Source organism: Streptomyces sp. NPDC001902, assembly GCF_042891295.1.
Classification (GTDB): domain Bacteria; phylum Actinomycetota; class Actinomycetes; order Streptomycetales; family Streptomycetaceae; genus Actinacidiphila.
Window position 1 is genome coordinate 135,915 of record NZ_JBIATA010000015.1, and the last position, 20,015, is coordinate 155,929.

24 protein-coding genes and 3 tRNA genes are annotated in these 20,015 nt (G+C 71.3%); 20 read left to right on the plus strand and 7 right to left on the minus strand.

Annotated elements, in window-relative coordinates; genetic code table 11:
• Window positions 1-41: 41 nt before the first annotated feature.
• Both ACFYYN_RS24270 and ACFYYN_RS24275 read left to right on the plus strand, forming a co-directional pair.
• Window positions 42-593, plus strand: a complete 552-nt coding sequence (locus ACFYYN_RS24270; protein WP_500547495.1) for a DoxX family protein — start codon at window positions 42-44, stop codon at window positions 591-593.
• A gap of 157 nt (window positions 594-750) precedes the next feature.
• Entirely contained in the window at window positions 751-996 is a 246-nt protein-coding gene (locus ACFYYN_RS24275; protein ID WP_499513397.1) for a DUF8825 domain-containing protein, read from the plus strand.
• Here the strand turns inward: ACFYYN_RS24275 and ACFYYN_RS24280 are convergent.
• From ACFYYN_RS24280 to ACFYYN_RS24290, 3 genes are all read right to left on the minus strand, one after another.
• Window positions 966-1,433 carry a nuclear transport factor 2 family protein gene (locus tag ACFYYN_RS24280; protein ID WP_500547496.1) on the minus strand — a complete coding sequence of 156 codons (468 nt, stop codon included), beginning with the start codon at window positions 1,431-1,433 and terminating at the stop codon, window positions 966-968. The genes ACFYYN_RS24275 and ACFYYN_RS24280 overlap by 31 nt on opposite strands.
• Window positions 1,434-1,744: 311 nt before the next feature.
• Window positions 1,745-2,407: an NAD(P)H-binding protein gene (locus ACFYYN_RS24285; RefSeq protein WP_500547497.1), complete on the minus strand. Its 663-nt coding sequence runs from the start codon at window positions 2,405-2,407 to the stop codon at window positions 1,745-1,747.
• A gap of 28 nt (window positions 2,408-2,435) precedes the next feature.
• Complete coding sequence (locus tag ACFYYN_RS24290; protein ID WP_499513400.1) at window positions 2,436-3,680, minus strand: amidohydrolase family protein; 1,245 nt, start codon at window positions 3,678-3,680, stop codon at window positions 2,436-2,438.
• A gap of 213 nt (window positions 3,681-3,893) precedes the next feature.
• Between ACFYYN_RS24290 and ACFYYN_RS24295 the strand changes: the two genes are divergently transcribed.
• The 7 genes from ACFYYN_RS24295 (at window position 3,894) to ACFYYN_RS24325 (ending at window position 7,493) form a co-directional block, all read left to right on the plus strand.
• Window positions 3,894-3,966, plus strand: a tRNA-Thr gene (locus ACFYYN_RS24295).
• A gap of 46 nt (window positions 3,967-4,012) precedes the next feature.
• Window positions 4,013-4,085, plus strand: a tRNA-Met gene (locus ACFYYN_RS24300).
• A gap of 88 nt (window positions 4,086-4,173) precedes the next feature.
• Window positions 4,174-4,338 (plus strand): 50S ribosomal protein L33, encoded by a 165-nt coding sequence (rpmG, locus tag ACFYYN_RS24305; RefSeq protein WP_004571794.1) that lies wholly within the window; start codon window positions 4,174-4,176, stop codon window positions 4,336-4,338.
• Window positions 4,339-4,438: 100 nt separating this feature from the next.
• Window positions 4,439-4,891, plus strand: coding sequence for an FAS1-like dehydratase domain-containing protein (locus ACFYYN_RS24310; protein WP_500328171.1), 453 nt, complete (start codon window positions 4,439-4,441; stop codon window positions 4,889-4,891).
• Window positions 4,892-4,895: 4 nt separating this feature from the next.
• Entirely contained in the window at window positions 4,896-5,330 is a 435-nt protein-coding gene (locus ACFYYN_RS24315) for a MaoC family dehydratase (protein ID WP_500328170.1), read from the plus strand.
• Window positions 5,331-5,407: 77 nt separating this feature from the next.
• Window positions 5,408-5,971 carry a TetR/AcrR family transcriptional regulator gene (locus ACFYYN_RS24320; RefSeq protein WP_500547498.1) on the plus strand — a complete coding sequence of 188 codons (564 nt, stop codon included), beginning with the start codon at window positions 5,408-5,410 and terminating at the stop codon, window positions 5,969-5,971.
• 79 nt (window positions 5,972-6,050) lie between these two features.
• Window positions 6,051-7,493: an MFS transporter gene (locus ACFYYN_RS24325; protein ID WP_500547499.1), complete on the plus strand. Its 1,443-nt coding sequence runs from the start codon at window positions 6,051-6,053 to the stop codon at window positions 7,491-7,493.
• 56 nt (window positions 7,494-7,549) lie between these two features.
• Here the strand turns inward: ACFYYN_RS24325 and ACFYYN_RS24330 are convergent, their stop codons facing one another.
• Window positions 7,550-8,032 (minus strand): winged helix-turn-helix transcriptional regulator, encoded by a 483-nt coding sequence (locus ACFYYN_RS24330; protein ID WP_500547500.1) that lies wholly within the window; start codon window positions 8,030-8,032, stop codon window positions 7,550-7,552.
• A gap of 117 nt (window positions 8,033-8,149) precedes the next feature.
• Here ACFYYN_RS24330 and ACFYYN_RS24335 point away from each other — a divergent pair, with 117 nt between their 5' ends.
• Together ACFYYN_RS24335 and ACFYYN_RS24340 are read left to right on the plus strand one after the other, a co-directional pair.
• Window positions 8,150-9,319: a thiolase family protein gene (locus tag ACFYYN_RS24335; protein ID WP_500547501.1), complete on the plus strand. Its 1,170-nt coding sequence runs from the start codon at window positions 8,150-8,152 to the stop codon at window positions 9,317-9,319.
• Between the two features lie 69 nt (window positions 9,320-9,388).
• A complete protein-coding gene (locus tag ACFYYN_RS24340; RefSeq protein ID WP_500356546.1) occupies window positions 9,389-10,444 on the plus strand; it encodes a UDP-N-acetylmuramate dehydrogenase in 1,056 nt (351 codons plus the stop codon).
• 22 nt (window positions 10,445-10,466) lie between these two features.
• Here the strand turns inward: ACFYYN_RS24340 and ACFYYN_RS24345 are convergent, their stop codons facing one another.
• The gene (locus ACFYYN_RS24345) at window positions 10,467-11,099 is read right to left on the minus strand and encodes an NAD(P)-dependent oxidoreductase (RefSeq protein ID WP_500328163.1); all 633 of its coding nucleotides are present in this window, start codon (window positions 11,097-11,099) and stop codon (window positions 10,467-10,469) included.
• Between the two features lie 48 nt (window positions 11,100-11,147).
• On the opposite strand from ACFYYN_RS24345, the gene ACFYYN_RS24350 reads away from it, so the two are divergent.
• Entirely contained in the window at window positions 11,148-11,756 is a 609-nt protein-coding gene (locus ACFYYN_RS24350) for a TetR/AcrR family transcriptional regulator (protein ID WP_500547502.1), read from the plus strand.
• Here ACFYYN_RS24350 and ACFYYN_RS24355 read toward each other — a convergent pair.
• Window positions 11,746-12,759 carry an adenosine deaminase gene (locus ACFYYN_RS24355; protein WP_500328161.1) on the minus strand — a complete coding sequence of 338 codons (1,014 nt, stop codon included), beginning with the start codon at window positions 12,757-12,759 and terminating at the stop codon, window positions 11,746-11,748. The genes ACFYYN_RS24350 and ACFYYN_RS24355 overlap by 11 nt on opposite strands.
• A gap of 129 nt (window positions 12,760-12,888) precedes the next feature.
• A complete protein-coding gene (locus tag ACFYYN_RS24360; RefSeq protein WP_500328159.1) occupies window positions 12,889-14,106 on the minus strand; it encodes a pyridoxal phosphate-dependent aminotransferase in 1,218 nt (405 codons plus the stop codon).
• Between the two features lie 214 nt (window positions 14,107-14,320).
• On the opposite strand from ACFYYN_RS24360, the gene ACFYYN_RS24365 reads away from it, so the two are divergent.
• The 8 genes from ACFYYN_RS24365 to rplL all read left to right on the plus strand — a co-directional run bounded on the left by ACFYYN_RS24365 (window position 14,321) and on the right by rplL (window position 19,550).
• Window positions 14,321-14,393, plus strand: a tRNA-Trp gene (locus ACFYYN_RS24365).
• Window positions 14,394-14,456: 63 nt separating this feature from the next.
• A complete protein-coding gene (gene secE, locus ACFYYN_RS24370; RefSeq protein WP_499513412.1) occupies window positions 14,457-14,756 on the plus strand; it encodes a preprotein translocase subunit SecE in 300 nt (99 codons plus the stop codon).
• Window positions 14,757-14,825: 69 nt separating this feature from the next.
• Window positions 14,826-15,650 carry a transcription termination/antitermination protein NusG gene (nusG, locus tag ACFYYN_RS24375; protein ID WP_500547503.1) on the plus strand — a complete coding sequence of 275 codons (825 nt, stop codon included), beginning with the start codon at window positions 14,826-14,828 and terminating at the stop codon, window positions 15,648-15,650.
• 258 nt (window positions 15,651-15,908) lie between these two features.
• Entirely contained in the window at window positions 15,909-16,343 is a 435-nt protein-coding gene (gene rplK / locus ACFYYN_RS24380; protein WP_319135229.1) for a 50S ribosomal protein L11, read from the plus strand.
• A gap of 74 nt (window positions 16,344-16,417) precedes the next feature.
• Window positions 16,418-17,143 carry a 50S ribosomal protein L1 gene (gene rplA / locus ACFYYN_RS24385; RefSeq protein ID WP_499513414.1) on the plus strand — a complete coding sequence of 242 codons (726 nt, stop codon included), beginning with the start codon at window positions 16,418-16,420 and terminating at the stop codon, window positions 17,141-17,143.
• A 162-nt stretch (window positions 17,144-17,305) separates the two neighbouring features.
• The gene (locus ACFYYN_RS24390; RefSeq protein WP_500547504.1) at window positions 17,306-18,259 is read left to right on the plus strand and encodes an SCO4651 family lipoprotein; all 954 of its coding nucleotides are present in this window, start codon (window positions 17,306-17,308) and stop codon (window positions 18,257-18,259) included.
• A 271-nt stretch (window positions 18,260-18,530) separates the two neighbouring features.
• On the plus strand, window positions 18,531-19,085 hold the full coding sequence (gene rplJ, locus ACFYYN_RS24395; RefSeq protein ID WP_319135235.1) for a 50S ribosomal protein L10: 555 nt from the start codon (window positions 18,531-18,533) through the stop codon (window positions 19,083-19,085).
• 81 nt (window positions 19,086-19,166) lie between these two features.
• The gene (gene rplL / locus ACFYYN_RS24400) at window positions 19,167-19,550 is read left to right on the plus strand and encodes a 50S ribosomal protein L7/L12 (protein ID WP_500328155.1); all 384 of its coding nucleotides are present in this window, start codon (window positions 19,167-19,169) and stop codon (window positions 19,548-19,550) included.
• Window positions 19,551-20,015: the final 465 nt, after the last annotated feature.

Here is a 20,015-nt window from a genome sequence, read left to right on the forward strand (position 1 = left end):
CTGTGTGATCCGCAGTGACTGCACTGACAAGAGGTTTCCCCATGCATCACATAGCCGAACGATTGCGCGTCCAGCCGCAGGCCGAGGACGCCGTACAGGCGCCGCCGCGGGTGAGCGCCGGTGACTGCGGCCTGCTGCTGATCCGGCTCACCTTCGGTGTCCTGATGGCGGGGCACGGGCTCCAGAAGCTCTTCGGATGGTTCGGCGGCCAGGGGCTCACCAGCACCGGCAAGGGTTTCGAGATGATGGGCTACTCGCCGGGGAAGGTCTTCGCCGCCATCGGCGGGGCATCGGAGTTCCTGGGCGGCGTGGGCCTGGCGCTGGGGCTGTTCACCCCGCTCGCCGCGGCGGCGCTCATCGGCGTGATGATCAACGCCATGGTCACGGTGACCGGTGCCCGCGGGCTGTGGGACGAGCAGGGCGGCATCGAGTACAACCTGGCCATCACCGTCGTCGCCCTCGGGATCGCCGCCATCGGCCCCGGGCGGCTCGCGCTGGACCGGTACTTCCGCTGGGGGAGGGGCGGCTGGGCCGATGCCGCCGTCGCGCTGGCCCTGGGCGGCGTGGGGGCGCTGGTCGTCCTGAACCTGTAGGCCGGGCCCCCGTACCGGGGGCACCTGCCGGTGACCCCGGGGCGCAAGACAGCCCCGGGGTCACCTGACGTCCGGCGCGGGCGCCGCGGCAAGCTCACCCCTACGAGTGACGCGTGAGGCGTGCGCAGGAAATCGAACACATGATTGAATCCTGTGCATGGCCAACACCGTGTTCCCGCCCGACCTGGTGCAGGCGCAGCGCGAATGGCACCGCACCTACGCGCAACTCGCCGCGGAGCCCGCCCATGCGGCGGTCCTGCGACGACGCCTGCTCTGGCTCTCCTGCCGGCTGTTCTGGCACCCGTACTGGCGCACCGGCCCCGGCCGGTTGCCCGCGGCCCGCGTGGAGCTGCGGCGGCAGGCGCGGGCCGCTCAGAACCCGAGGTCGGACAGACCGGGATGATCGTCGGGCCGTCGTCCGAGCGGCCAGTGGTACGCGCGCTCCGACTCGGCGATCGGGGTGTCGTTGATGCTGGCCAGCCGTACGCGCATCAGGCCCTCGTCGTCGAACTCCCAGTTCTCGTTGCCGTACGAGCGGTACCAGTTGCCGGAGTCGTCGTGGCACTCGTAGGCGAAGCGGACCGCGATGCGGTTGCCGTCGAAGGCCCAGAGCTCCTTGATGAGCCGGTACTCCTGCTCCCTGGTCCACTTGCGGGAGAGGAACGCGACGATCTCCTCCCGGCCGTTGACGAACTCGCCGCGGTTGCGCCACCGGCTGTCGGGTGTGTAGGCGAGGGACACCTTCTCGGGGTCGCGGCTGTTCCAGGCGTCCTCCGCGAGGCGGACCTTCTCGATCGCGGTCTCGCGGGTGAACGGGGGTGCCGGGGGCTTCATCGGCATGGTCTCTCCGTGACGTCAGGGGGATGGCGCTGGTCGTCCCGATACGATCAAGTGCAGCCCAGAGCCGGACTGATCGCATCTCGGCCGTCCCCCCTCTACCCGTCCGCCCGCGCCCGCATCCCGCGCCCCGTGGAATGCGCGGGTCGGTGTACTGCTGTGACCTCAAGGCCACCCGGGAGATCGCCTTCGACGAGGCCTTCCCGTACGTGGACTTCACCAGGCCCCTCGGCCAACGGCGCATCGGCATCCGGCGGATGCACCCGGAGCCCGGAGCCCGGCGCCAAGGCCCACCGGGCTGCCCGGGGTGCGGTTCAGTTCCCGGCGACGTCCTTCACGGCGACCGACACCGGGGTGTGACCCTCGATCAGTTCCAGGGTGAGCCCCGCCGTCGAGGGCGTGTCGAGCAACTCCGCCAGCACTGCCGCGACGTCGTCACGGGTCACCGAACCGCGCCCGGTGGAAGCGGCGAGCCGGACCCGCCCCGTGCCCGGGTCGTCGGTTAGATGGCCGGGGCGGACGATCGTCCAGTCCAGGGCGGCGCGCCGGCGCACCTCGGCGTCGGCGGCACCCTTGGCGCGCAGGTAGGCGGTGAAGACCTCGTCGGTGCCGGAGCGGGACCCGGCGTCGGCCCCCATGGCGGAGACCATCAGGTAACGGCGTACGCCCGCGCGTTCCGCGGCATCTGCCAGCAGCACGGCGGCGTCCCGGTCGACGGTCTCCTTGCGGGCGGCGCCGCTGCCCGGCCCCGCGCCCGCCGCGAAGACGACCGCGCCGGCCCCGGCCAGTGCCTGGGCCACCTCGTCCACCGATGCCGACTCCAGGTCGAGCACGATCGGCTCGGCGCCGGCCTCGCGCAGGTCATCGGCCTGTTCCGGCGTGCGGATGATGCCCGCCACCTCGTCCTCGCGCGCGGCGAGCAGCCGCTCCAGCCGCAGCGCGATCTGTCCATGTCCACCAGCGATCACAGTGCGCATGCCACCGACGCTACGCCCGGCGCGCCGTTCATGCCGGGTCACGTCGGCTCCTCGACTGACGCGGCAGGTCGAGCGCCAGGGTGTCGGTGTACTCGCGTACCGCGCTGGTCCGGGAGACGACCCGCCCCCGGTGGATGACGATCCGGCTGTACGCGAGCGAGAGCGCGCTCTCCAGCCGGTCGGCCCTTACCGCGAGCAGCTCGGCGGGGAAGCCCGCCTCCACCCGCACCTCGGGCAGCCCCATGACGGCGCGGGCGTCCCGGCTCACCGCCTCGTACGCCTCCCCCGGGGCGCACTCGCCGTGGGAGGCGAGCAGGAAGGCGGCCTCCAGGGGGTCGCCGCGGCCGACGGGGTTGGTCAGGTCGCGCAGCGCGCCGCTGCCCGCGGCGATCCGGACGCCGGCCGCCCGCAGGGTCCGCACCGGCGCGGTGCCGCCGCGGCGCAGCGATTCCAGGGCGCCGCAGCCGCCCTGCGGGAGGGCGGTCAGCGAGACCCCGGCGGCGGCGAGCTGCCCCGCCAGGCGGACGGTCGTGTCGTACGGGAGCCGGGCCAGGCCGCCGCAGGGGCCGAGGGCGACGCCGGGGCGCAGTCCTCCCGCCATCGCGGCGAGCCGGGAGAGCCGGGCCGGGTCGGCGGCGTCGGTGTGCAGGTCGACCGGGAGGCCGAACTCGGCGGCCACGGCGAGCACCGCCTCCGCGTACCCCCCCGGGTCGGGGTCGAGGTCGGGGCAGCCGCCCACCACGTCGGCGCCCATCTTGAGGGCGTCGCGGAGCACGGCGAGGCCGTCCGCGCCGGCGGGCCCGGTGAGCACCCGGGGCACCGCCACGGTCCGCACGTCGACCAGGCCGCGCAGGGCGCGCCGGGCCTGCAGCGCCGCCTCCAGGGCGCGCAGCCCCTGTACGTCGCCGATGCGGATGTGCGTGCGGACCGCGGTCGCGCCGTGGCCGAGCTGGTGGAGGGCGCCCTCGGTGACCCGCCGCTGCACGTCCTCGGCGTCGTACGAGGGCGGTCCGGCGGAGCCGGCGGTCAGGGCGGTGTCGAGGTGGGCGTGGGGTTCGGCGGGGGCGGGCAGCAGGAGGTAACCGCCGAGGTCGACACGGGTGCCCTCGTGGAGGCTGCCGGCGGTGCCGACGGCCTCGATGCGCGCTCCGGCCAGGCGCACGTCGACGGTGCGGCCGTCGGCGAGGCGGGCACCGCAGAGCAGGAGGGCGGGGGCTGGGGCGGTTTCGCCCAGCGGCGGGTCGGTGGGCTGCTGCGGCTGGCTGTCGGTCATCGCGCTCCTCGGGGCCGGAGGCAAGATCACGCGGTTCCGAGCCTAGGGCGCGGTGCCCGGTCCGTCCGGGAAGAGCGAATAGTCGTACTGGTGACGTCAAGTGACGTATGGGGCCGAGCGACTGGGGCGGCGGAGGTGGGAGGTGGTCCGGCGACTGCCCGCAAGATACGGATTTCACCTTCGGCGGCGGACCGTGTAATGTCTTCCTCGCTCGCCCCAATAGCTCAGTCGGCAGAGCGTCTCCATGGTAAGGAGAAGGTCTACGGTTCGATTCCGTATTGGGGCTCTGGTGATCGGATGACCCGCCACCCGGCGGGTGATCTTTTCATCGAAGCGGCGTAGCTCAGTCGGTAGAGCAAGCGGCTCATAATCGCTGTGTCACCGGTTCAAGTCCGGTCGCCGCTACCCCGCGTAGCCGATTGTGGGATCGGTCCTTCAATCGGCTACTCTTTCCGTGTTCAAACCTTATTGCCGTTCGTCAAGGAGCACTCACGTGGCCGCCACCGACGTCCGCCCGAAGATCACGCTGGCCTGCGTGGAGTGCAAGGAGCGGAACTACATCACCAAGAAGAACCGGCGCAACGACCCGGACCGTCTTGAGATGAAGAAGCACTGCCCGCGCTGCAACGCGCACACCGCGCACCGCGAGACGCGCTGACCCAGGCCGTAAGACCGAAGAGGCCGCCCCTGTCACCGGGGGCGGCCTCTCGGCGTTGGCGGACCCGCCGACGTGCAGACCACAGCTCCAGGAGGTGCCGATGGCGCTGGACCAGTCCTTCGTGGGGCGGACGTATCCGCCCACCGCTCCCTACGAGGTGGGCCGGGAGAAGATCCGCGAGTTCGCCGAGGCCGTCGGCGACCCGAACCCGGTGTACACCGACCCCGACGCGGCCAAGGCCCTGGGCCACCCGGACGTGATCGCGCCGCCGACCTTCCCGTTCGTGATCACGTACAAGGCCTCGGGGCAGGTCGTCCTCGACCCGGAGCTGGGACTGGACTACGGCCGGGTGGTGCACGGCGACCAGAGGTTCAGCTACACCCGCCCCGTGCGGGCCGGTGACCGCCTGTCGGTGACGGTCACCATCGAGGCCATCAAGTCGCTCGCGGGCAACGACGTCATCGACGTCCGCGGCGAGGTCCACGACGAGAGCGGCGAGCACGTGGTGACGGCGCTCATGAAACTGGTGGCGCGCGCGCCGGAGGGTGAGTGAACCGATGACGGCGAAGATCTCCTACGACGAGGTCGAGGTCGGCACCGAGCTGCCGGCGCGGTCCTTCCCCGTGAACCGCGCCACGCTCGTGCAGTACGCGGGCGCCTCCGGTGACTTCAACCCGATCCACTGGAACGAGAGGTTCGCCACGGAGGTCGGCCTGCCGGACGTCATCGCGCACGGCATGTTCACCATGGCATCGGCGATCCGCGTGGTGACGGACTGGGCGGGCGACCCGGGCGCGGTCGTGGAGTACGGGGTCCGCTTCACCAAGCCGGTCGTGGTGCCGAACGACGGCACGGGCGCGCTGATCGAGGTCAGTGCCAAGGTCGCGGCCAAGCTGGACGACGACGAGCGCACGGTCCGGGTGGACGTGACGGCCCTCAGCGCCGGGCAGAAGGTGCTGGGCATGTCGCGCGCGGTGGTCCGGCTGGCGTAGCCGTGAGGAGAAGGCGGCGGGGCGTCCCGCCGCCTTCCTCTTGCCCACGCTTGTTATTGACTGATAACTTACTTGGCATGGCAGGTGACGGCATGCGGATGAGCGCGGAGGAGCGCCGCGAGGCGGCGATCCACGCAGCGATGACGGAGTTCGGCACGGGTGGCTACAACGGCACCTCCACCGGCGTCATCGCCAAGCGCATGGGTGTGTCGCAGCCGTACCTCTTCCGGCTCTTCCCCAACAAGAAGGCGTTGTTCATGGCCGTCGCGGCGCGGTGCGTCGAGACGATCGAGGCGCACTTCGAGAAGGCTGCCGAGGGGCTGGAGGGGGAGGAGGCCTTCGAGGCGATGTGCGGCTCGTACCAGGAGCTCATCGGGGACGGCGACGTCCTGCGGATGCAGTTGCAGATGTACGTGGCCGCCGTCGACGACGAGGAGATCCGCGAGGCCTGCCGGCGCGGCTGGCTGGGCCTGTGGGACTTCGTCAGGGCACGTACCGGGGTGGGCGACCGCGAAACGGCGGAGTTCTTCGGCACGGGGATGCTCGTGAACGTACTGGTGGCGCTCGGTGTCCCACAGCACGAGCGCGGCTGGGCGGGGATCGAGGACCTCTACGCCGACCGCTTCCCGGGGAAGGGCTGACGGGTCGCGTCGGCCTGCCGTGGGGCCCACCCATGTCCATGAAAGTTATTGATCGATTACTAATCAGCTGGGGGAGTTCATGGCACAGCAACCGACGGAGGGCCGGCGCGGCAGCGTCGTCTGGGCACTCGTCATCACCAGCGTCGCCGGGTTCATGGCGGCGCTCGACAACCTGGTCGTCACCACGGCGCTGCCCTCCATCCGCGCGGACCTGGGCGGCGCCCTGGAGGACCTGGAGTGGACGGTGAGCGCCTACACGCTCACCTTCGCCGTCCTCCTGATGTTCGGCGCCGCCCTGGGCGACCGTTTCGGCCGTCGGCGCATGTTCCTGGTGGGCCTCGGCGTCTTCTCCGCGGCCTCCGCCGCCGCGGCCCTCGCCCCCGGCATGGGCGAACTCATCGCCGCCCGCGCCGTCCAGGGCGTCGGCGCCGCGATCCTCATGCCGCTGACCCTCACCCTGCTCTCGGCCACCGTGCCGCCCGAGCGGCGCGGCATGGTGTTCGGCATCTGGGGCGCGGTGAACGGTCTCGCGGTCGCCGCCGGACCGCTCATCGGCGGCTCGCTCACCGAACACATCTCCTGGCAGTGGATCTTCTGGCTGAACGTCCCGATCGGCGTGCTCCTCCTGCCCCTCGCCCGGCTGCGGCTCGCCGAGAGCCGCGGCCCCGACCCCCGGCTCGACGTGACCGGCACGGTGCTCGCCAGCGCGGGTCTGTTCGGCATCGTCTACGCCCTCGTCCGCGGCAACGCCGACGGCTGGACCAGCGGCCCGGTCCTCGGCGGACTCGTCGGCGGCGGTGTGCTGATGGCCCTGTTCGTCCGGCACGGCATCCGCGCCCGCAACCCGATCCTGCCGATGCGGCTCTTCCGCAGCCGCGCCTTCGCCGCCGTCAACACGGCCAGCCTGCTGATGTTCCTCGGCATGTTCGGCTCGATCTTCCTGCTCAGCCAGTTCCTCCAGGGCGTCGCGGGCTACTCCCCGACCGAGGCGGGGCTGCGCATGCTGCCCTGGACGGGCATGCCGATGATCGTCGCGCCCATCGCGGGCTTCCTCTCCGACCGCATCGGCGGCCGCCCGGTCGTCGCCGCCGGACTCGCCCTGCAGGCGGTGGGTCTCGGCTGGTTCGCCGTGGTGATCGAGCCGGGGGTGTCGTACGTGGCGCAGGTGCCGGCGCTGATCGTGAGCGGCATCGGGATGGCGATGTACTTCGCCCCGAGCGCCAACATCGTCATGGGCAGCGTCCGGCCGGAGGAGCAGGGCATCGCCTCGGGCGCCAACAACGCCCTCCGCGAGGTCGGCGGGGCCCTCGGCGTCGCGACCCTCGCCGCGGTCTTCTCCGCCCAGGGCGGCTACGAGTCGGCGGCGCGGTTCGTCGACGGCCTCACCCCCGCCCTCTGGGTGGGCGCGGCCGCCGTCGCGGTCGGAGCGCTCGCGGCCCTCCTCATCCCGGGCCGACGCGCCACGAAGGCCCCCGAGCCGGTTCCCGCCCCGCCCAAGTCGCTGGTCGACGCGACGCCCTGACGCCCCGTCCGGCGCGCGTCACCACCGGCCGGCCCGGTGGTGACGCGCGCTCCGGGCTACCCGGACCCCGTCCGCCCCGCGGGCGTCCATCCCTCGCTGCGGATGTCGAGCGCCAGGTCGCGGTCGTGGACCTCCTCGCCGCACGCGCGGCAGTACTCGACAGGGTCCACCGGATGGTCGTCCCGGTGCCGGAGCACGACCGGCGGCTCGTCCGCCGCCCACTTGTCGCCCCACGTCACCAGGGACCGGATGACCGGCGCGAGGTCACGCCCCGCCTCCGTCAGGTGGTACTCGTACCGCGGCGGCCGCTCGCTGTAGGCGCGCCGCTCGACGACGCCGGCCTCCTCCAATGCGCGCAGCCGCGCGGTGAGGCGGTCGCGCGGAGCGCCCGTGTTGCGGGCGATGGCGTCGAAGCGCCGGTTGCCGTAGAGGATCTCGCGGACCGCGAGCAGCGCCCACTTCTCGCCGACGACGGACAACGCCGCGGCCGCCGAGCAGGGGCGCCCGGGCAGTGGGGGCACAGGTGTGGTCGGGCTCACCGGGCCAGTCTCACACGGAAGGTTGTGATGTCAAACCCTCTCGCCCTACCCTCGTCCTCACGCGATAGTTGGAAAATCAAACTAACTAGCACCGCACCCTCAGGAGGCGAGAACGTCATGCGCGACGCCGTCATCGTCGAAGCCGTCCGCACCCCCATCGGCAAGGGCAAGCCGGGCGGGGCGCTCGCCGGGACGCACCCGGTGGAACTGCTCGCCCACACCCTCAAGGAACTCGTCGGCCGCAGCGGGATCGACCCGGCGCTGGTCGACGACGTCATCGGCGGCACCGTCGACCAGGTCGGCGAGCAGGCCATGAACACCACCCGCTGGGCCTGGCTGTCGGCGGGCTTCCCCGACTCCGTCCCGGCCACCACGGTCGACCGGCAGTGCGGCTCCTCCCAGCAGGCCGTGCACTTCGCCGCGCAGGGCGTCATCGCCGGCGCCTACGACGTCGTCGTGGCCTGTGGCGCGGAGTCGATGAGCCGGGTGCCCATGTGGTCCAACGTGCCGCCCGGCGCGGACCCGTTCGGCCCCGGCGTCGCCGAGCGCTTCCCGGGCGGACTCGTGCCGCAGGGCGTCAGCGCGGAGCTGATCGCCGCCAAGTGGTCGCTGGGCCGGGAGGCGATGGACGCCTTCGCCGCCGAGTCGCACCGCAAGGCCGCCGCCGCCTGGTCGGCCGGCGCCTTCGACGCCGAGGTCGCGCCGCTGGCCGGACTCACCACGGACGAGTCCGTCCGTCCCGCGACCACCCCGGAGATCCTCGCCGGACTGCGCCCCGCCTTCGCCGACCCCGGCTACGCCGAGCGCTTCCCGCAGATCGACTGGTCGGTCACGGCCGGCAACAGCAGCCCGGTCAACGACGGGGCCTCCGCCGTGCTGATCACCAGCAGCGAGACCGCGGAGCGCCTGGGACTGCGCCCGCTCGCCCGGCTGCACAGCTTCGCGGTCACCGGCTCCGACCCCCTGCTGATGCTGACCGGGGTCATCCCGGCCACCGAGCGGGTGCTGCGCCGCGCCGGGCTGGACCTGGCGGACGTCGACCTGTTCGAGGTCAACGAGGCCTTCGCCAGCGTCGTCCTCGCCTGGCTGCAGGAGACCGGCGCCGACCCGGCCAAGGTCAACGTCAACGGCGGGGCCATCGCGCTGGGCCACCCGCTCGGCGCCAGCGGCACCCGGCTGATGACCACCCTCGTCCACGCCATGCGGGCCCGTGGCGCGCGCTACGCGCTGCAGACCATGTGCGAGGCGGGCGGCCTCGCCAACGCGACGGTCCTCGAGGCGCTCTGATCCGTACGGGGCGGGCGGTATCGCGGGCGGTATCCCTGGCGGGGCCGCCCGCCCCGTAACCTGAATGCCGTGCACGTACTCCACGACGCCCCGCTCGCGCCCCTGACCACCTTCCGCCTCGGTGGCCCCGCCACCCGCCTGGTGACGGCGACCACGGACGCCGAGGTCGTCGAGGCCGTCCGGGAGGCGGACGCGGCCGGGACGCCGCTGCTGGTCATCGGCGGCGGCAGCAACCTGGTGATCGGCGACGAGGGCTTCGCGGGCACCGCGCTGCGCATCGCCACCAGCGGCTTCGAGCTCAGCGGCACCGCGTTGGAGCTCGCGGCGGGCGAGGTCTGGACGGACGCCGTCGCCCGCACCGTGGAGGCGGGCCTGGCGGGCGTCGAGTGCCTGGCCGGGATCCCGGGCTCCGCCGGGGCCACGCCCATCCAGAACGTGGGCGCGTACGGCCAGGAGGTCGCCAGCACGATCACCGAGGTGGTCGCGTACGACCGCACCACCGGCGAGACGGTCGTCCTGGACAACGCCGCGTGCGCCTTCTCCTACCGGCACAGCCGTTTCAAGGCGGACCCCGCGCGCCACGTCGTGCTGCGCGTGCGCTTCGCCCTGGAGGACGCCGGCGGCATGTCCGGCCCGCTGAAGTACGCGGAGACGGCCCGCGCCCTCGGCGTCGGGACGGGCGACCGGGTGCCCCTGGACACCGCCCGCGAGACGGTGCTGAAGCTGCGCTCGGGCAAGGGCATGGTGCTGGACCCGGAGGACCACGACACCTGGTCGGCGGGCTCCTTCTTCACCAACCCGGTCCTCACCGAGGCCGGTCACGCGGACTTTTTGGCCCGTGTCCACGACCGCCTCGGCCCGGACGTCACGCCCCCCGCCTACCCCGCCGGCGACGGCCGCATCAAGACCTCCGCCGCCTGGCTGATCGACAAGGCGGGCTTCGCCAAGGGCTACGGCACCGGCCCCGCGCGGATCTCCACCAAGCACACCCTCGCCCTCACCAACCGGGGCGGGGCCACGACCGCCGACCTGCTCGCGCTGGCCCGCGAGGTCGTCGAGGGCGTCCACGCGGCCTTCGGGATCACCCTGGTCAACGAGCCGGTGACGGTCGGCGTCAGCCTCTGACCCGCCGCCGGGCGCCCTCGTACTAGTACGCCACCCCGACCGCCTGCTTCAGCGTCGCCGCGTCGTCGACCACCGCGAGCATCGCGTGCGCCACGTCGGCGCGGCCGATGGTGAGGCCGCCGCGCAGATTGGCGTTGAGCGCGGTCCGGTAGACCCCGGTCAGCGGCTTGTCGCTGAGCTTCGGAGGCCGTACGGCGGTCCAGTCGGTGGCGCTGCGGCGCATCTCCTCCTCCATCGCCCGCAGGTCGTCGTAGACGGGCCGCAGCAGCCCCGAGACGACGGGTGCGGTGATCCGGCCGAGCAGCGTCTCGTCCTGCGGCACCGGGCCCAGTGGGGCCGCGCTGACCGCCACGAAGCGGCGCACGCCCTCCGCCTCCATGGCCCGCAGGACCGGACGGGTGACCTCGGTGGCGATCCCCGCGTCCTTGCGCCGGCGCGGCCCGAGACCGGAGAGCACCGCGTCCCGCCCGGCGACCGCCGCGCGCAGCGGCTCAGGGTCGGTCAGCGACGCCGTGACGACCTCCAGGCCGGATCCGGTCACGGGCAGCCGTGCCGGGTCGCGCACCACCGCGGTGACGTGGTGCCCCGCGGCCAGCGCTTGGCGCACGATCTGCCGGCCGATGCCTCCGGTCGCGCCGAACACCGTGACGTCCATCGTTCCCTCCTAGGTGGGTGAGTACTCACTCACCCTTAGGGTGAGTGCATGCTCACCCCCGAGTCAACACCCACCCGGACGCGGATCCTGGACGCCGCCGAGCGCCTGATGCGCACCATCGGCCTCGCCCGCACGACCACCAAGGAGATCGCGAAGGCGGCCGGCTGCTCGGAGGCCGCGCTCTACAAGCACTTCAGCAGCAAGGAGGAACTGTTCGTCCAGGTGCTCAAGGAGCGGGCGCCACGGCTCGGGCCGCTCATGGCCGAGCTCACCGCCGACCCGGGCGACCGCAGCGTCGAGAGCTGCCTCACCGACATCGCGCGCACCGCGGTCCTCTTCTACGAGTCCAGCGTGCCGATCGCCGCCTCGCTCTTCGCGGAGCCCGCGCTGCTGGCACGGCACCGTGATGCACTGCGCCCCATGGGCTCCGGGCCGCACGTGCCGCTGCGGGAGCTCGCCCGCTACCTGCGCGCGGAGCGTGACAGCGGGCGCATCCGGGCCGACGCCGACCCCGAGGCGGCCGCCGCGCTGCTGCTCGGCGCCTGCTTCCAGCGCGGCTTCCTCAACTGCTACCTGGGCGAACCCGTCGACGACCAGCCGCTGGACGACTTCGCGGTCGCCGTCGCCCGCACCGTCCTGGCCGGGATCAGCCGCTGAGCCAGTCGTCGATCCCCGCCAGGAGCTTGGTCCGCACGCCCTCCGGCGCCGCGGAACCGCGCACCGACTGGCGGGCCAGTTCGGCCAACTCCTCGTCGGTGAAGCCATGTGCGTCCCGGGCCAGTTCGTACTGCGCGGCGAGCCGGGAGCCGAACAGCAGCGGGTCGTCGGCGCCCAGCGCCATCGGCACCCCGGCGTCGAAGAGGGTGCGCAGCGGCACCTGCTCGGGCTGCTCGTAGACGCCCAGGGCGACGTTGGACGCGGGGCAGACCTCGCAGGTCACGCCGCGCTCGGCGAGCTTCGCCATCAGCCGCGGGTCCTCCGCCGCCCGTACGCCGTGACCGATGCGGCTGGCGTGCAGGTCGTCCAGGCAGTCGCGGACGCTGCCCGCGCCCGCCAGCTCGCCGCCGTGCGGGGCCGCCAGCAGGCCGCCCTCCCGGGCGATGGCGAAGGCGCGGTCGAAGTCCCTGGCCAGACCCCGGCGCTCGTCGTTGGAGAGACCGAAGCCGACCACCCCGCGGTCCGTGTAGCGCACCGCGAGCCGGGCCAGCGTGCGGGCGTCCAGCGGGTGCTTGGTGCGGTTGGCGGCGACGAGGACGGCCATGCCCACGCCCGTGTCCCGGGAGGCGGTCTCCACGGCGTCCAGGATGATCTCCAGGGCCGGGATCAGCCCGCCCAGGCGGGGCGCGTACGAGGTGGGGTCGACCTGTATCTCCAGCCACCCCGATCCGTCGCGGGCGTCCTCCTCGGCGGCCTCGCGCACCAGACGGCGGATGTCGTCGGGGGAGCGGAGCACGGAACGCGCGATGTCGTACAGGCGCTGGAAGCGGAACCACCCGCGCTCGTCGGTCGCGCGCAGACTGGGCGGCTCGCCCGAGGTCAGTGCCTCGGGGAGGTGCACCCCGTACTTGTCGGCGAGCTCCAGCAGGGTCGCGGGCCGCATCGAGCCGGTGAAGTGCAGGTGGAGGTGCGCCTTGGGGAGGAGGGATACATCGCGTGCCATCCACAGATCCTGCCGCACCGGCGGGGGGTGCCGGTACCTCTTTCGGCCGCTTTCCCCGAACGAGCGCTTGCCCGCACACACACGCGGGCCCCCGGACCGGCCGGTCCGGGGGCCCGCGGGGCGGTCGGCTCAGGCCTTGGCCTCGCCCAGCAGCTTCTGCAGCCGGGAGACTCCCTCGACGAGGTCCTCGTCACCGAGCGCGTACGACAGGCGCAGGTAGCCGGGGGTGCCGAAGGCCTCGCCCGGGACCACGGCGACCTCGGCCTCCTCCAGGATCAGCTCGGACAGCTCCACCGAGCTCTGCGGCCGCTTGCCGCGGATCTCCTTGCCGAGCAGCGCCTTGACCGACGGGTAGGCGTAGAACGCGCCCTCCGGCTCGGGGCAGACGACACCGGGGATCTCGTTGAGCATCCGCACGATGGTCTGGCGGCGGCGGTCGAAGGCCTTCCGCATCTCGGCCACGGCCACCAGGTCACCGGAGACGGCGGCCAGAGCGGCGACCTGCGCGACGTTGCTCACGTTCGAGGTGGCGTGCGACTGCAGGTTGGTGGCGGCCTTGACGACGTCCTTGGGGCCGATGATCCACCCCACGCGCCAGCCGGTCATGGCGTAGGTCTTGGCCACGCCGTTGACGACGACGCACTTGTCGCGCAGCTCGGGGAAGAGCGCGGGCAGCGAGACCGCGGAGGCGCCCCCGTAGACCAGGTGCTCGTAGATCTCGTCGGTCAGCACCCACAGGCCGTGCTCGACGGCCCAGCGGCCGATCGCCTCGGTCTCGGCCTCGCTGTACACGGCGCCGGTCGGGTTGGAGGGCGACACGAAGAGCACGACCTTGGTCTTCTCCGTGCGGGCGGCCTCCAGCTGCTCGACGGAGACCCGGTAGCCGGTCGTCTCGTCGGCGACCACCTCGACCGGGACACCGCCGGCCAGCCGGATCGACTCGGGGTAGGTCGTCCAGTACGGCGCCGGGACGATGACCTCGTCACCCGGGTCGAGGATCGCGGCGAAGGCCTCGTAGATGGCCTGCTTGCCGCCGTTGGTGACCAGGATCTGGGAGGGGTCGACCTCGTAGCCGGAGTCGCGCAGCGTCTTGGCGGCGATCGCGGCCTTCAGCTCCGGCAGGCCGCCGGCCGGGGTGTAGCGGTGGTACTTCGGATTGCGGCACGCCTCCACGGCCGCCTCGACGATGTAGTCGGGCGTCGGGAAGTCGGGCTCGCCGGCTCCGAAGCCGATGACCGGTCGCCCGGCGGCCTTGAGGGCCTTGGCCTTCGCGTCCACGGCGAGCGTCGCGGACTCGGAGATCGACCCGATGCGGGCCGACACGCGTCGTTCAGTTGCAGCGGTCATGCCTGCATCGTCGCAGACCCGGGGGTACCGGAGCACACGAGTTCACGTTCCGGTCGGAACCGCGCGCAACCGCGCCGAACCGCGCCCGGACGCGCGACGCATTCGACGCCCGGCCCGCGAACACGTACACTCATCCGTCGATGGCCCCCGCGAGCTGATCTTGGCTGCACACATCGTGCAGCCGCTCGGATGCGGTACGTTGGGGGGCACTCAAAGGGTCGTAGCTCAATTGGTAGAGCACTGGTCTCCAAAACCAGCGGTTGGGGGTTCGAGTCCCTCCGGCCCTGCTACACGCAGGCAGACGCTTTGAGGATTGTTTCGGCAAACGACCCGGATTCAGGTGAGGACGAGTGACGGAAGCCCTGGGCTCCACCGCGACGCCTGAAAGCGGTCGTCCCGACGGTGAATCCACGGACGCCGGCTCCAAGAAGCCCCGCCGCGGCGGCAAGCGCGGCAAGAAGGGGCCCCTCGCGCGCCTCGCGCTCTTCTACCGCCAGATCGTCGCGGAGCTCCGCAAGGTCGTCTGGCCCACGCGCAGCGAGCTCATCACCTACACCAGCGTGGTGATTGTCTTCGTTGTGGTCATCATCGCGCTCGTTACCGTGATTGACTGGGGATTCAACAAGGGCGTCTCGTACGTCTTCGGGTGATTCCTCCCGCGGAGGGCGCCCGCGGCGCCCGACCGCCTGTTCCACATCGTGAAGGAAGAAGCAGCGACCGTGTCTGACCCGAACCTGTACGACGCCGACGAGACCGTCGAGGGCGACGACACCGCGCTTGACATCGTCGAGGCCGCCGACGGCGACATCGACCAGGCGGAGGCTGCAGACGAGGCCGCCGGCGAGCCCGCCGAGCAGGCTGCCGTCCAGGTCGTCGACGAGGACGAGGACGAGGCCACGGAAGTGGAAGCCGCGGAGGAGCAGGCCCCGGTGGACCCGGTCGCCTCGTTCCGCGAGGAGCTGCGCTCCCTCCCCGGCGAGTGGTACGTCATCCACACCTACGCCGGCTACGAGAACCGCGTGAAGTCCAACCTGGAGCAGCGCGCCGTCTCGCTGAACGTCGAGGACTACATCTACCAGGCCGAGGTGCCCCAGGAAGAGGTCGTCCAGATCAAGAACGGCGACCGCCGCACCGTCCGCCAGAACAAGCTGCCCGGCTACGTGCTGGTGCGCATGGACCTGACGAACGAGTCCTGGGGCGTCGTCCGCAACACCCCCGGCGTCACCGGCTTCGTCGGCAACGCCTACGACCCGTACCCGCTGACGCTGGACGAGGTCACCAAGATGCTCGCCCCGGAGGCCGAGGAGCAGGCCGCTGCCGCCGAGGGCGGCGAGGGCGGTGCCGCCCCGAAGCGCAAGGTCGAGGTCCAGGTGCTGGACTTCGAGGTCGGCGACTCGGTCACGGTCACCGACGGCCCGTTCGCGACGCTGCAGGCCACGATCAACGAGATCAACCCGGACTCGAAGAAGGTCAAGGGCCTCGTCGAGATCTTCGGCCGCGAGACCCCGGTCGAGCTCAGCTTCGACCAGATCCAGAAGAACTAGCAGCCCGGAACACCGGAAGAGCCCCCGCCCGCGGTCACCCGCGGAGCGGGGGCTCTTCCGCGTACGGGGGACGGGGTCCCGCGGCTGTGGGTGAGAGGCGCGCGGACGGCCGCTACGGGCGGTTCCGGGGGTCCTCGGGGGTGCCGCCGGGTCGTCTCTGACCTGCTCGGTTTCAGGGCTCGGCACGATACCCGCTATCGTGGTGCGGTATGCCTGCTCGCAGGCAGGAAAACTCTCACTAGGACCCGGAGAGAGCACATGCCTCCCAAGAAGAAGAAGGTCACGGGGCTTATCAAGCTCCAGATCAACGCCGGCGCGGCCAACCCGGCCCCGCCGGTGGGCCCGGCGCTGGGTCAGCACGGCGTCAACATCATGGAGTTCTGCAAGGCCTACAACGCGGCCACCGAGTCGCAGCGTGGCTGGGTGATCCCGGTGGAGATCACGGTCTACGAGGACCGTTCCTTCACCTTCATCACCAAGACCCCGCCGGCTTCCCGCATGATCCTCAAGGCCGCGGGTGTGGAGAAGGGCTCCGGCGAGCCGCACAAGACCAAGGTCGCGAAGCTTACGCGTGACCAGGTCCGCGAGATCGCCACGACCAAGCTGCCCGACCTCAACGCGAACGACCTGGACGCCGCCGAGAAGATCATCGCCGGCACCGCGCGTTCCATGGGCATCACGGTCGAGGGCTGACCACACCACCAGCAGTTCCGTGGCAGGGCCTGCTCGGCCCGCACCACGACTCCTCAGGACACACAGGAGCAGTAGTGAGCAAGCGCAGCAAGTCTCTCCGCGCTGCGGACGCCAAGATCGACCGGGAGCGTCTGTACGCGCCCCTCGAGGCCGTCCGTCTCGCCAAGGACACCTCCACCAGCAAGTACGACGGCACCGTCGAGGTGGCCTTCCGTCTGGGCGTCGACCCGCGCAAGGCCGACCAGATGGTCCGTGGCACCGTGAACCTTCCGCACGGCACCGGTAAGACCGCCCGGGTCCTGGTCTTCGCGACCGGTGACCGTGCCGAGGCCGCGCGTGCCGCGGGCGCCGACATCGTCGGCGCCGACGAGCTCATCGACGAGGTCGCCAAGGGCCGCCTGGACTTCGACGCCGTCGTCGCCACCCCGGACCTCATGGGCAAGGTCGGCCGCCTCGGCCGCGTCCTCGGCCCCCGTGGTCTGATGCCGAACCCGAAGACCGGCACCGTCACCCCCGACGTGGCCAAGGCCGTCACCGAGATCAAGGGCGGCAAGATCGAGTTCCGCGTCGACAAGCACTCGAACCTGCACTTCATCATCGGCAAGACCTCGTTCGGTGAGCAGCAGCTGGTCGAGAACTACGGCGCGGCCCTGGACGAGATCCTCCGTCTGAAGCCGTCCGCCGCCAAGGGTCGCTACATCAAGAAGGCCGCCATCAGCACCTCGGTGGGCCCCGGCATCCCGGTCGACCCGAACCGCACCCGTAACCTCCTCGTCGAGGAGGACCCGGCCTCCGTCTGACCGGGTCGGGCCCCTGGGCCCGTGCAGTTGTGAACCGGCCCCGCGCCTCTCCGGAGGCGCGGGGCCGGTTTTTTTCGCACGACCGTGTCGGCGCCGTGCGTTACCGTGGCACGCGGTTCCACGGGGACCCGGGGACGACGGACGGCATGGGGTGGGGATTTCATGAGCTTGTCGGCAGCGAAGCGTCTGGGAGTCGGTCTGGCGGCCGTGGCCGTCGTGGTCGGGCTCGCGGGCTGCGACGACGGCGACGGGGGCGGCAAGAAGCGCAAGAAGGCCGAAGCGCCCCACGGGGCGGTCCAGGGGCAGGGCGAGATCGCCAAGGCCATCCAGGCCGCCTTCGAGAAGACCTCGGAGGCGAAGTCCGCCAAGGTGCGCATGACGCTCACCCTGCCGGCCGGCGCGCAGGGCGGCGGCACGATGCGGATCGCCGGAGTGCAGGGGTGGGACCCGGCGGTCATGGACGTCACCATGGAGGGCTCGGCCTTCACCGCCGCCGACCCGGACGCCCCCTCCCGGATCCGCATGATCATGCTGGACCAGGCCATGTACATGGACATGGGGGCGAAGCAGGCCGCCGAGATGGACGGCAAGCGCTGGATGAAGCTGGACCTGAAGGCAGCGGCCGAGGTGAGCGGCAGCGAAGAGCTGCAGAAGCAGATGACCGGCGGCCTGGACAACATGAACCAGGACCCGGCCGAGCAGCTCGCCCTGCTGCTCCAGTCGCCCAGCCTGAAGCACGTCGGCGCGGAGAAGGTCGGCGGCGTCCAGGCGGACCACTACAAGGGCACGCTGACCTTCGCGGAGATGGTGGAGGCCAACAAGGCCACCGGCGTCCTGTCCGAGAAGGAGCGCAAGGCCCTGGTCGCCAACGCCGAGAAGGCGGGCATCAAGGGCTACGACACCGAGATCTGGGTCAACCAGGACCACTACCCGGTGAAGATGGTCGTGGGCGTGAGGACGCCCGAGGGCACGCTCCGCATGAACGCCTCCTACTCCGACTACGGCACCGCGGTGAGCGTCCAGGCGCCGCCGGCGAAGGACACCGTCGACCTCTTCGGGATGCTCGGGGACATGAAGGCCTCAGGCCTGACCGGGGGCGCCGGCCTCACGGGCTGACCTGCCCCGACACCGGATTTGCCTGGCGCGGATCCGTTCGCGTATTCTTCAACGGAAGCCAAAGACCGCTGGTTGCTGGCGCGCCCGGGAGGGTGCGGCAGCCGAAGGATCCGCTGATGCGGACGGCCCGCGCAGGTGACAGTGGATGTACTCCCGGGAACGCTCCCCGCGATTCCGGTCGAGTCACGCCCCGTGCGCCTGCGCCGGGGCGTTTGTTCTGCCCGGCCCCTTCCCGTGCGGTCCGAATCACCCGGAAGGAGGCCGAGGCTCTATGGCGAGGCCCGACAAGGCCGGTTCGGTTGCCGAGCTGACGGACAAGTTCCGCAGCTCCAACGCCGCCGTGCTGACCGAGTACCGCGGTCTCACCGTGGCGCAGCTCAAGACGCTGCGCCGTTCGCTCGGTGAGAACGCCCAGTACGCCGTGGTGAAGAACACGCTGACCAAGATCGCGGCCAACGAGGCCGGGATCACCGCTCTGGACGACCTGTTCGCGGGTCCGACGGCGGTCGCCTTCGTCACCGGTGACCCGGTGGAGTCGGCGAAGGGTCTCCGTGACTTCGCCAAGGAGAACCCGAACCTCATCATCAAGGGCGGTGTGCTTGACGGCAAGCCGCTGTCCGCCGATGAGATCAAGAAGCTCGCGGACCTCGAGTCCCGCGAGGTGCTGCTCGCCAAGCTGGCGGGTGCCATGAAGGCAAAGCAGGGCCAGGCCGCTGCTGTCTTCCAGGCCCTGCCTTCGAAGCTCGTCCGCACCGTGGAAGCGCTGCGCGAGAAGGTCGAGCAGGGCGGTGCCGGTACGCCGGCTCCCGCCGAGGACGCGGAGTAGTCACTCCCGTGCTCTAGCGGGCCCGTACGCCCGCCGACATGTACATCCGGCACCTGCCGAATTAGTGGAAGGACCGCCATCATGGCGAAGCTCAGCCAGGACGACCTGCTCGCGCAGTTCGAGGAGATGACCCTCATCGAGCTCTCCGAGTTCGTGAAGGCCTTCGAGGACAAGTTCGACGTCACCGCCGCCGCCCCGGTCGCCGTCGGCGTTGCGGGCCCGGGTGCCCCGGTCGCCGAGGCCGTCGAGGAGAAGGACGAGTTCGACGTCATCCTCACCGGCGCCGGCGAGAAGAAGATCCAGGTCATCAAGGTCGTGCGCGAGCTGACCTCCCTGGGTCTGAAGGAGGCCAAGGACCTCGTCGACGGCACCCCGAAGCCGGTCCTCGAGAAGGTCAACAAGGAGGCCGCGGAGAAGGCCGCCGAGTCCCTCAAGGCCGCGGGCGCGTCCGTCGAGGTCAAGTGATCCCTGCCCCTTCCGAGGGGCTGATCAGCCGCGGGGCGGCCACCCTTTAGGGTGGCCGCCCTCGGTCGTTTGCGTGGTGCGTCACCCGGTCCGGCGACCGACCCGGGTAGGGTGATCATCACTGTTCCGGGACCGTCGGCTTCCTCGAGCTGTGACGATCTCCGCGGGGCGGAGGCCTTGACGAACCGCACGCAGCGCGCGATTCTCAGGACGCGTCGTCACATCGGCCATGGACCGAGGCATGGAACGAAGGCGATGCGGGAATGCCTAGCGTGGCAAGCGTGAAAGAGGGCATGACGGCTCACAACAAGGGGCTCCTACCGACCCCTCCGGAGGACGAGATTGGTGCAGTACCGGTCTCCGAAACTCTGCACTGGACATCAGTGTGCCAAGTGGCTACACTGACCCTTTGCGCTGCCTGTTAGCTGCCGCCTGGCCCGTCACCAGGGGCAAGCCCAAGCCTGA

What these genes read in the sequence shown, in the direction of transcription:
- ACFYYN_RS24275 (WP_499513397.1), top strand. Translation starts at nt 751, where the DNA reads ATGGCCAACACCGTGTTCCCGCCCGACCTGGTGCAGGCGCAGCGCGAA.
- rplK (WP_319135229.1), top strand. Translation starts at nt 15,909, where the DNA reads ATGCCTCCCAAGAAGAAGAAGGTCACGGGGCTTATCAAGCTCCAGATC.
- ACFYYN_RS24325 (WP_500547499.1), top strand. Translation starts at nt 6,051, where the DNA reads ATGGCACAGCAACCGACGGAGGGCCGGCGCGGCAGCGTCGTCTGGGCA.
- ACFYYN_RS24315 (WP_500328170.1), top strand. Translation starts at nt 4,896, where the DNA reads ATGACGGCGAAGATCTCCTACGACGAGGTCGAGGTCGGCACCGAGCTG.
- ACFYYN_RS24345 (WP_500328163.1), bottom strand. Translation starts at nt 11,099, where the DNA reads ATGGACGTCACGGTGTTCGGCGCGACCGGAGGCATCGGCCGGCAGATC.
- ACFYYN_RS24350 (WP_500547502.1), top strand. Translation starts at nt 11,148, where the DNA reads ATGCTCACCCCCGAGTCAACACCCACCCGGACGCGGATCCTGGACGCC.
- ACFYYN_RS24310 (WP_500328171.1), top strand. Translation starts at nt 4,439, where the DNA reads ATGGCGCTGGACCAGTCCTTCGTGGGGCGGACGTATCCGCCCACCGCT.
- rplJ (WP_319135235.1), top strand. Translation starts at nt 18,531, where the DNA reads ATGGCGAGGCCCGACAAGGCCGGTTCGGTTGCCGAGCTGACGGACAAG.
- ACFYYN_RS24285 (WP_500547497.1), bottom strand. Translation starts at nt 2,407, where the DNA reads ATGCGCACTGTGATCGCTGGTGGACATGGACAGATCGCGCTGCGGCTG.
- ACFYYN_RS24320 (WP_500547498.1), top strand. Translation starts at nt 5,408, where the DNA reads ATGGCAGGTGACGGCATGCGGATGAGCGCGGAGGAGCGCCGCGAGGCG.
- ACFYYN_RS24335 (WP_500547501.1), top strand. Translation starts at nt 8,150, where the DNA reads ATGCGCGACGCCGTCATCGTCGAAGCCGTCCGCACCCCCATCGGCAAG.
- ACFYYN_RS24390 (WP_500547504.1), top strand. Translation starts at nt 17,306, where the DNA reads ATGAGCTTGTCGGCAGCGAAGCGTCTGGGAGTCGGTCTGGCGGCCGTG.
- ACFYYN_RS24355 (WP_500328161.1), bottom strand. Translation starts at nt 12,759, where the DNA reads ATGGCACGCGATGTATCCCTCCTCCCCAAGGCGCACCTCCACCTGCAC.
- rplL (WP_500328155.1), top strand. Translation starts at nt 19,167, where the DNA reads ATGGCGAAGCTCAGCCAGGACGACCTGCTCGCGCAGTTCGAGGAGATG.
- ACFYYN_RS24280 (WP_500547496.1), bottom strand. Translation starts at nt 1,433, where the DNA reads ATGCCGATGAAGCCCCCGGCACCCCCGTTCACCCGCGAGACCGCGATC.
- ACFYYN_RS24270 (WP_500547495.1), top strand. Translation starts at nt 42, where the DNA reads ATGCATCACATAGCCGAACGATTGCGCGTCCAGCCGCAGGCCGAGGAC.
- ACFYYN_RS24290 (WP_499513400.1), bottom strand. Translation starts at nt 3,680, where the DNA reads ATGACCGACAGCCAGCCGCAGCAGCCCACCGACCCGCCGCTGGGCGAA.
- ACFYYN_RS24360 (WP_500328159.1), bottom strand. Translation starts at nt 14,106, where the DNA reads ATGACCGCTGCAACTGAACGACGCGTGTCGGCCCGCATCGGGTCGATC.